A 9,296-nucleotide genomic window follows, 5' to 3' on the forward strand; every position below is an offset into this window, starting at 1 on the left:
CCCCGGCCGCGTGCGCCACTGACGCTCGCCGTCACACCGGCTGCCTTACCTTGGGAGCTTAAGTTCACCGCCACGCCCGCGCCACCGCTGATGCTGCTGTGGGTCAGGTGTGACTCGCGGGCGTTTTGCGCGGCCAACAAATTGATTTTGCCATCGGCCTTCAGTTGGACATCACCGCCACCCTGGATGTCGCTGCCTTGCACGGTCAACATAGAATCCTGGCCCGAACCGATGGCTTGAACACTCACGTCGCCGCCAGCGGCAATGCTCGAGCCCGATGCGGTGGCACTGTTGTAGGTGGCCTGACTCCCCGTCTGCGCGCTGCCCACGGTGACTGAAATGTTGACCCCGCCACCCGATTTCGGATCCTGGGCGATGGCGTCGACGGTGTTCTTGGCGGCCAAGCCAGTCGTCACGCCCAGCAACGCTTGCATACGGGGATCGGAGGTCTGTCCGACCGACCGCTCCACCTGCTGCGCGGTCTGGACCGCCGCCATTGCTGGCGTCGTCACCGCCACGGTCAAGCCCGATTGTTTGAACTGAGTTTGCTGCGTACCCTGGCTCTGCTCACGGGCTTCCGTAATCCTGACTTTGTCCGCCTGAATAGCTACATCGCCACGCGGCGTGAGGATATGACTGCCTTCTTGCCGATAGAGCTGTTTGGCAACCAAGGTCACATTACCATTGGTCGAGCCCACGGTGGAAGCCGTTGCACGAGTGCCAGCCTCTTGCTGGTCAGCGCTGTGCGCCTGACTGCCAATTGTCACCGACATCGCGCCATTATGTAGTAAACCACTCTTTTTGGTCTCCTTGAAGTGGCTTTCGCTGTAGGACTGCGTCGCAGCCTGGATAGTCAGGTCGTTTTGCGCCTCAATGAACGTGTCCTTATCTGACACGACGTTGCTGCTGGTCAAGGTCACATTGCGGCCTTGCACCGCCACCGTGTGGCCACTAAAGGTGCTGGCCTGCGCGGTGGTGTCCGCCAAGCTATCGCGAGTGGTGGTTTGACTGGAGCCGAACACATTACGACTTTTATACTGCCGGCCCTCGCTCCAGTAGCGGTTCGTTTGCCCGCTCACGATGTTGATTTCCCCATCGGCCAGCGCCACTAACGCGCCTTGGTCGCTGTGGACGCGGGCTGCACGGGCATTCAGGTTGCCACCCGCCTGCATGCGTACGTTACCTTGCGCATGCACGGTGGTCCCGACCTCTTGTTCAACGCCTTGCTTGAGGTAGTTGTTGGCGTCGATGACGTTGCTTTCTTGCTCCGCGACTTTGACCGTGCCAAGATTGAGATCACGGCTGGCAATTAAAGCGGTCTGGCCGTTCTGGCCATGGTTGACGATTTGTGCGGCAATTAAGTTGGCGTCGCGCCCGGCGCTAGCCACCAAGGGGCCGCCAAGGGGATAGTTAACGCTCAGACCGGCTACACGGTCCAGGTGGGTACGACTAAAGTCGCTCTGGCCCGACTGCTTGGCATCGCTATGGGTTGTGGTGACCACATTCAAGTCGCGGCCAGCCTGAACGAATAAGGCTTGATCAGCGTCAATGTTACCGCCGATCACATCAATATCGCCGCGCGCCTGGACAGATACTGTCTTGCCGGTTATCCGACCGCTAACGTTACGCGAGTTTTCGGCATCCAGTTGCACGGCAGTGTGTCCAGCAAGAGTGCCAGTGTTGACGATCTCGTCCTTGAGTTTTATGTTGATAGCCTCCGCGGCGAGCAGCGTGCCGTTACCGTCGAGGTCACCCGGCTTGACGCGTGCGTAGACTTGCGGCACTAGCGCGCGAGTGACAGTGCCATCGGGTAGGTGCACATCCTGCTCAACCAGCCAGACGATATCGCGGGTCAACTGCGCCATCTGCTGCGCGCTCAGCGCTACGCCAGGACGCAGGCTCCATGCTTTCGCATAAGCGCTGCCGGCCTCAAGCAACGCTTGGTATTGCGCCTCATCGCTGGCGTAGCCTTTCAAAAAGCGCCGACCTGTCAATTGCGCGACTTGCTCACGCACCAGCATTTGTTCATAAAATCCGTCGCCCAGGCGCTTGTGTGTGGCGGCCGGATTGTGCTTTCCTTGCGACAGTAAGGTGGCGGCGCTTTGCCAGGTGCGATAGTCGGTAAAGCGCGGATCGGTCTCAATCAGATAGCTGCCATTGTTCGGCTGAACACGAAATAGGCTGTTGGCCGGTATCTGGACGCTCGGCTGGGCAGTACGGATAACCATAGAGGCGTCGCCGTGCGTATCAAGCACGCCTTGCTCATTTTGGTCGCTCGTTGGTTCCTGACCGCTTATCACCGGATTATGGCTCGTTATCACCGGGTCCTGGCCGCTTATCGCCGGATCCAGACCGCTTACCGCGACATCAACCTGGCCTAGCTCAGGAGCGGCGCGCACACTGGGCGCGGCCGGCACTTCGATCACTGCGCTTGCTTTCAACGCGTCATCTGCCTGGCTAAGCTGCTGCTGTGCGATCGCATAGCCACGCTCGCCGCTAGCGGTATGCTGTTCGACCTTGGAGACAGGCAGCGCAATCGTTTGCACGATGTCGGCTGGCGTGTAAGCAATTTGTGCCCCCCAATGGCGCTCATGCCGGCGTTTCCTGCCGCCACGCCATCGATTCCAAGTGTACTGGCTAGTGCCTGCCTCGTGAGTGATATGCTGGCCAAACACAGCCTCATTTTTCAGGTTACTCAAATCGCCCTGTAGAGTGCCGCCGACAAAGATATGGCTTTTGTCATTATTGAAGTTTTCACCCTGCAGCACGAAATTACCGCCTGAGCGAATGAGCGCCGGCGCGCTTTGCATGACCCGGGTCTCGTATTCAGTGCGCGTTATATCGTATTGGGTCCAGTCGCTGACTGCGACGCCGGTGCCATTGTGAAAATAACAGCCGGATTTGTGCCCCGCCGCCCAATGATAATCGTTGATATCGTATTTATTGGGATCACCGGCCGGCTGAAGCGCTATGCTTTGAGTAGGCCCGCTAATCTGCACCAGTTCGCTGGCAAAGTGCGCATTGCGATTGAGCAGGCTCTGGGTGTTGAAACTTAGGCCGCCCAGCGATTCAATCGTGGCGCTGTCGTTGAGTACGTGACCGGCACGACCCATGGCCTGACCCTGTTCATTCAGTGTGCCACCGATGTTTAGCGCCGTACTATCATGGCCGGCACTAAAGATTAGCGCCTGCTCGTGGTTGTTGACGACGTTCGCACCGATATCCAGCCGTGCCCGCGCAGCGATGACCGCGGCCCGGCCACCCTCCTGTCGATTGTCAACGGTGTTGGCCTGCAGCGCAAGGTGATCACCATAAAGGCGGCCTGTACCGACATTGTCCACCGCACCGGCTTCGATACGCGCCTGCGCGCCGTCGATCAGGCCACGGTTAGACAGCTTGCCATCGGTGACCACCCACACGCGGTCCCCGTTGATCCGGCCGCCGACGGTATTGTCGATTTGCGCGCCGTGGACTTCAAGCTCGCCTGCTTGAAGTCCACCGCGGTTGGTCAATTGCCCCCCAGTGCGAACGACGGCATGGCCGTTGGCAGTCACTTCGTTCTCGTTGTCAAAGTCCTGCTGCAGCGCCAAGTTTAAATCGCCGTCGGACCGCAAACGGCCCGCTCCGCTCAGCCTGCTTGCACCGATATCCAGCCGCGTCCGTGCGGCGATGACCGCAGCCTGGCCGTCCTCCTGGCGATTGTCAACGGTGTTGGCCTGCAGCGTAAGTTGATCACCGTAGAGACGCCCCGGGCCGACATTGTCCACCGCGTCGGCCTCGATGCGCGACTGCGCGCCGTCAATCAAGCCACGGTTAGACAGCTTGCCATCGGTGGCCGCCCATACGCGGTTCCCATTGATCCGGCCATCGACGGTGTTGTCGATCTGCGCGCCCCGTACTTCAAGCTCGTCTGCTTGGAAAGTACCGCGGTTAACCAGCCGGCCCGCCGTGCGAATGACGGCATGACCGTTGGCAGTCACTTCGTTCTCGTTGTCAAAGTCCTGCTGCACATCTAAGTTCAAATTGTCCTTAGATAGCAAATGGCCTGCTCCACTTAGACTCTCGGCCTCGACACGGAGGTCGGTGCCGGACAATAGCGTGCCAGCCGGGTTAGACACATAATCGACAAAAACTTGAAGGCTACCGGCCGAGGAGACGTTGCCCTGCGTGTTGTCCAGCACGCTATCGGTGCCCGCGCCGGTGATCTTTACGCGGCGATTGGCGGCGATGGCCCCGGCATGGTTGTCGATATGCTTGGCCGTCAGCGCAACGGCATCGCCTTGCAAACCCAACGGCGTAGCCGGGTCCGTGCTGCGGGTATCACGGTTGTGAATCCGCTTGGCATTCAGTGATAACTCGCCACTCGCGGCTATCAGGCCGCCATCGTTATCGGCGACGTCAGCCACGCCCATCTGCAGCGCCTGTCCAGCCTGTATCGCGCCCCCCCTATTGCGCAAACGGTCAGCCTCGAGCCCGACTTCGGCGCTGCCGCCAAACCGGCCTTGAGTATTGTCCAACGCCCCAACGTGCGCGGTGAGTTGGCCTTGGCTATGCACCACGCCGGCGCGATTGTGTAGCTCGCCGCTATTCAAGTTCAACTCGCCGCCGCTGAGGATGCCGCCCGTCTTGCCGGAATCGATGTTACGCACCGTTTGACCGTGTGTTTGCACGCACATCGCGCCGCACGATTGCACTAACCCGCCGGTGTTATCCAGTGCGCCACTGCTCACGTCGAGGCGACCGGCGGTGCTCATCAGTGTGCCGCCAGTGTTATTCAGTGCCGCCTGCCGAGTCTCGAGTTTGACCTGGCTGCCCCGGATCGTGCCGCCGGTATTGTCCAGGCCTGTGCTGTCCAACGTCAGCTCGCCGGCGGCCTGCAGCGTGCCGCCCGCGTTATGGGTGTAGCCTTGACTGTCCACCTTCAGAGGGCCTTCGGTTGCGCTCACTAAACCGTCTTCGCGGTTATCCAGCGTAGTGGACTCGACGCGCAGTCCATGGACGCCGATCAGCTTACCCCGGCGATTGCCCACTGTAGACGCGGTTACGCTCAAATTACCGTCTGCGGCGAGCGTACCTTGCGCACGGTTGTCGAGCGTACCATCAACGCTCACGTCCAAGTTGGATTGACCCTTGGTTCTGATCATGCCGCCCTGGTTACGTAAATCGCACGCCTTCACCGTCGCGTTGCCGGCGGCAACAAGCTGGCCATTGGTATTGTTGAGTTGATCAGCGATGTCAACCTGCGTGTCGTGCGTGCCGGCCGCGCTAATCCTACCCCGTTCGTTGACCAGTTGTTGTGCCTGCAACGTCAACGCGCCGTTACCATGAATGGCACCATGGGTGTTGTCCAACACGTCGCGTACCTTCAACTCGAGCATGCCGGCGCCGCTGCCGCGCAGCACGCCTTCGGCGGTGATTAGCGTGTCTGTATCAACACGAATCTGCTTGGCTTGAGTCAAGCCGCCGCGCAGGTCGGCTCTATTACTTGTCAGAGTCAAGACGCCATCGCTCATCAGCGTGCCATCGGCGCCTTCGAGTTGCGGCACCTCGATCTGCAAATGGCCACCGCCAGCTTGCTGCACGCGGCCTTGCGCGTTCTTGAGCGTGCTGGCGTGGATATGCAGTGCCCCGTCGCTGACAATCTGCCCGCCTTGGCTATTATCAAGCTCGTTTTTCACCTCCAGACGGTTATCACCGCCGGCTACCACCAGCTGTCCCGCGCGGTTATCGAACGATTGGGCGTTCAGCGTTAGCGGCCCGGCTAGCTGCATCTGCCCCGTCTCGTTTTGCAGCGCACCGAGTTGGAACTGATGGCTGCCTGTCACATACAGCTCGCCCAAACGGTTGGCCAGATCGCCGCTTTTTACGTTCAAATCGCGCACGCTTAGATGGCCGCCCTCATTGTCCAGGCCCGCGTGGGCGGTCAGATCGAGCGCACCCTTGGCCATGATGCGGCCGCCATCGTTATCCAGTATGTTGTGAACGTTGAGCACACCCGCCGCGAGCGGCGTGGCGTCGCTGTCACCCGAAACGTTTATGCCCGACGTGCCATCATCCCCGGGCGTCGTGGCGGCATCGGCATCCACCCCAGCCGCTCCAATGCGGCCGTCGTCCCGGTTACGAACCTGCGCGGCACGCACAACCAAGTCTTGGGCGCCAGTTTGCTCAATGGTGCCGCCCCGGTTTGTAACGGAATCCGCGTTCACGTCCAGGCACGTGGCATTCAACGTGCCGCCCCGGTTGTCCAAATCTTTTGGGGTGTAAAGCACGAGTTCGCGTTCAGCGCTGATCGTACCGCTGTTCGCCACGCCACCGCCGGCACTCAAGCGCGTATCGGTCTTAGCCTGCAGGGCGCCGCTGTTTTCCAAGCGGCCGTCGGCGGTCACCACCAGTTCGCCAGCTGATGCGCCGATTTGACCAGCGTTGCGCATACCCACGCCGTGCTCGGTACCGAGCAGGATGATTTTTTGCGCGTACATGCCGCCGAGTTGGCTCACGTCCAGCGCGAAAGCCGGCGCATTGCTGTCTGTGGCAATGGGATCCACCACGCTGTGGCTGGCGCTGACTTGATTGGCGCCGGTGGTAACGCGCAGTTGTTGAGCCCAGAGGCCAGCATTGAGCCGGACGGAGCGCGCGATAATGTCAGTGTAATCGGCGCGGCTCGCATCGAGCCCGCCATCGGTGATAGTAACGGCGCCTTGCTGCACGCGGTAGCCGTCGAGGCTACCGCCATTCATGATCGGGGTGCCGGTGGTCAGCGTGACACGATTGGCATTGATGAAGCCACAGCCAGCGCAACTGATCCCCGCCGGATTGGCCACCACGATCTGCGCACGCTCGCCGGCCACTTCCATGTAGCCGCGCAACTGGCTGGGATGACTGGCGTTGATCTCGTTAAGAATCACACGTGCGGTGCCATTGACTAGCCACGGATTGCCTTGCACCCAGCCACCGAGCTGCGTCTGCGCATGGGTGCTAGCGTTGTTGAGAATCACGCCCCGATGGCCGACGTCAAATTGTTTATAGGTATTGCGCGACACACCACCCACGCTGGGGGCGCGGATGTTAATCAGCGGCACGCCGTTGGCAGCGTTCAGTACGGTTGACTGCTGGTCGCGCGGCGCGCCAAGATCAGGCACGATCTGCGCTTGCGCGAGATCAATGACCAACCCGAGCGACAATAGAATCGAAAAATCCAGCACTCGCATCGTCGCCAGTAGGCTGCAAGCCGATCGTGCGGCCCGAACGCCGCGTGGCTTGCCTTGACTGGCGACATGCTCCGCCACGGCCATCTGTAAACCGCGGGCCCGATTGAAGACGACCTGATATAAATGTGAATTCATAACGGGCATCCGATAAAGATAGCAGCACCCAAAATCGGGGCCTAATACGACCAGCTGACGTTAAAGCCGGCATTGAAGCGACGGGTCTGAAAACCCGCCGGCTTGCTAAGCGGCGTACCGGCAAAAACATCCCAAAACAAGCCCTTGGCCCCGCCGCGCAGGCCAATCACGGCACCCGCTAAGTGCTGCCCAATCAAAAAGCTTGTGGACGGCCCGCCCACTTCTGCATAATCCGCACCCAGATAAAGCGTCTGACCGGTGTGGCCCAGCGACCAGCCTAGGTCATTGCGCACCAGCCAGCCTCGGTCGCCGATCAAGGCGCTTTCGCCATCAAAACCGCGCACGGTATAGCGCCCACCGATGGAAAAGCGTTCCGGCAACGCCAGCGGTGTGCGGCTCCATTGTCCGCGCCATGCCGTGGTATAGCGCAGTTGCTGTGCAGCGATGGTAAATGGAATGGTTAGTTGGGCATCCGCGGTAATCAGCGATGGACGCGACGTCCCCTCACCCAAAAATTCCTCCGGCGCCGGCTGAGCCCCCAACATGCCCGTACCCTTGCGGTACGCCACGCCGCTCTCCAGCGTGGCGGAGCCGATGAATTCGCGGTGACTTAACCCGATTTCCCAGCCTGCCGTGTGGCGGCGCTGTACCCCGATCTCGGTGCCATTAACGAAGCTGCGCGCATGGCGTAACCACCCGCGCACATGGGCGTAGGTCTTGCGCACGGCATCGCGATAAAGCAGGCGCGAGAGGCGCACCTCAGTGAAATCGCCATCGCCACCGTAGCGGTAAGTTTGGTAAGCACCCGCGACCGACTGGTGATAATCATAGCCACTGGTCGTGAAGCCCAAGAGCCAGTAACGATACGGCACCTCATAGTGAACGGTATAGCCACGCGTGCCTTTGGGGCCGCTGTGCCCGCCGCCAAGGTCGTGGTTAAAGCTGGCGTAAAATAAATCATTAAGCGTCCACCAGTTGTCGTATGAAACAGTCACACTACCCTGGTATCGACCGGTGTACCGGCTGCCTGCATCGTCGATAGCGACGTTCAGGCGGACCGGATGCGCCTGTGTCCACGCAATCACCAGGTCGCTCTCGCCAGGCTGGGCGTCGGGCCCTTCGGCCGGCGTGATTTGGATGTCAGCGTCGGCCGTCGGCACACGCTTAAAGTTTTCTAGCCCCTGCTCGATGTCACGCAGGTTGAGCAAATCGCCTGAGGTAACTGGCACGGCGTTCCACCACGTCGCGCGCGGGCTGCTGTCGTCGGCGAAACGAATCGCTCGGATCCGCCCCGGAATAAGCGTAAGTGCAAGCGTGCCGGTCTTCAAATCCTGCGGGGGTGCTAGCACGCGCGTGGTCACGTAACCACGCGCGACGATCGCGTTTTGCATCCGCTTCATCGTCAGGTTGATGCCTGCCGTGCCCAGACAGCGTCCAATGGCCAGATCGTTCGGCGGATTGGCCGCTGCCAACGCCCACTGAAAATGCATGGCCATGTCACCGTCGAGTTTAATGCGCTCGATGCGAAAGCAGGGTGACTCTTCCACAGGAAGACGCGCTTGCTCAGGCACGAACGGGCGTGCCAACCGCACGTCCGGCGTGGCCTCGCGCTGCTGCCGAAGTACGCGCTCGCGCTCCTGTTCTCGCAGCGGCTGCTGCTCGGTACCCTCAAGCGGTAGCGCTTGCGCCAACATCATGGGCGCCAGACCCACGCAAAACCCTACCCCTTTTCTGCTCCACTGGCGATGACAAACCGCCTGCTTCGCCTTTTTCCTTGTCGTAATAATCATTTTATGCCTAGCGCTGCGGCCTAAATAAAACACGCTGGGACCCATCCTAGCAGAACTCGCACACCACACACTCGAGCAGCCGCCGCACCCCTCCGTTATGACCTGATCTTTACCCACATCTCGGCGTGGCGCGGCTTGTAAGCTGGCGCGCCCGATGTTAACT

General features: G+C 60.4%; 2 protein-coding genes. Both read right to left on the reverse strand.

Going from position 1 to position 9,296, the window contains the following annotated elements; all coding sequences use genetic code 11:
* A partial coding sequence (locus tag KPG66_RS07805; protein WP_237070556.1) for a two-partner secretion domain-containing protein occupies positions 1-7,343 on the reverse strand: 7,343 nt, incomplete at its 3' end.
* Between the two features lie 41 nt (positions 7,344-7,384).
* A complete protein-coding gene (locus KPG66_RS07810) occupies positions 7,385-9,040 on the reverse strand; it encodes a ShlB/FhaC/HecB family hemolysin secretion/activation protein (RefSeq protein ID WP_237070557.1) in 1,656 nt (551 codons plus the stop codon).
* Positions 9,041-9,296 lie beyond the last annotated feature (256 nt).

The organism is Mycetohabitans sp. B2 (assembly GCF_021733735.1).
GTDB classification, from domain to species: domain Bacteria; phylum Pseudomonadota; class Gammaproteobacteria; order Burkholderiales; family Burkholderiaceae; genus Mycetohabitans; species Mycetohabitans rhizoxinica.

Bases quoted from the DNA above. Each gene is read 5' to 3' on its own strand.
- KPG66_RS07810 (WP_237070557.1), bottom strand. From the start codon at position 9,040: ATGATGTTGGCGCAAGCGCTACCGCTTGAGGGTACCGAGCAGCAGCCG.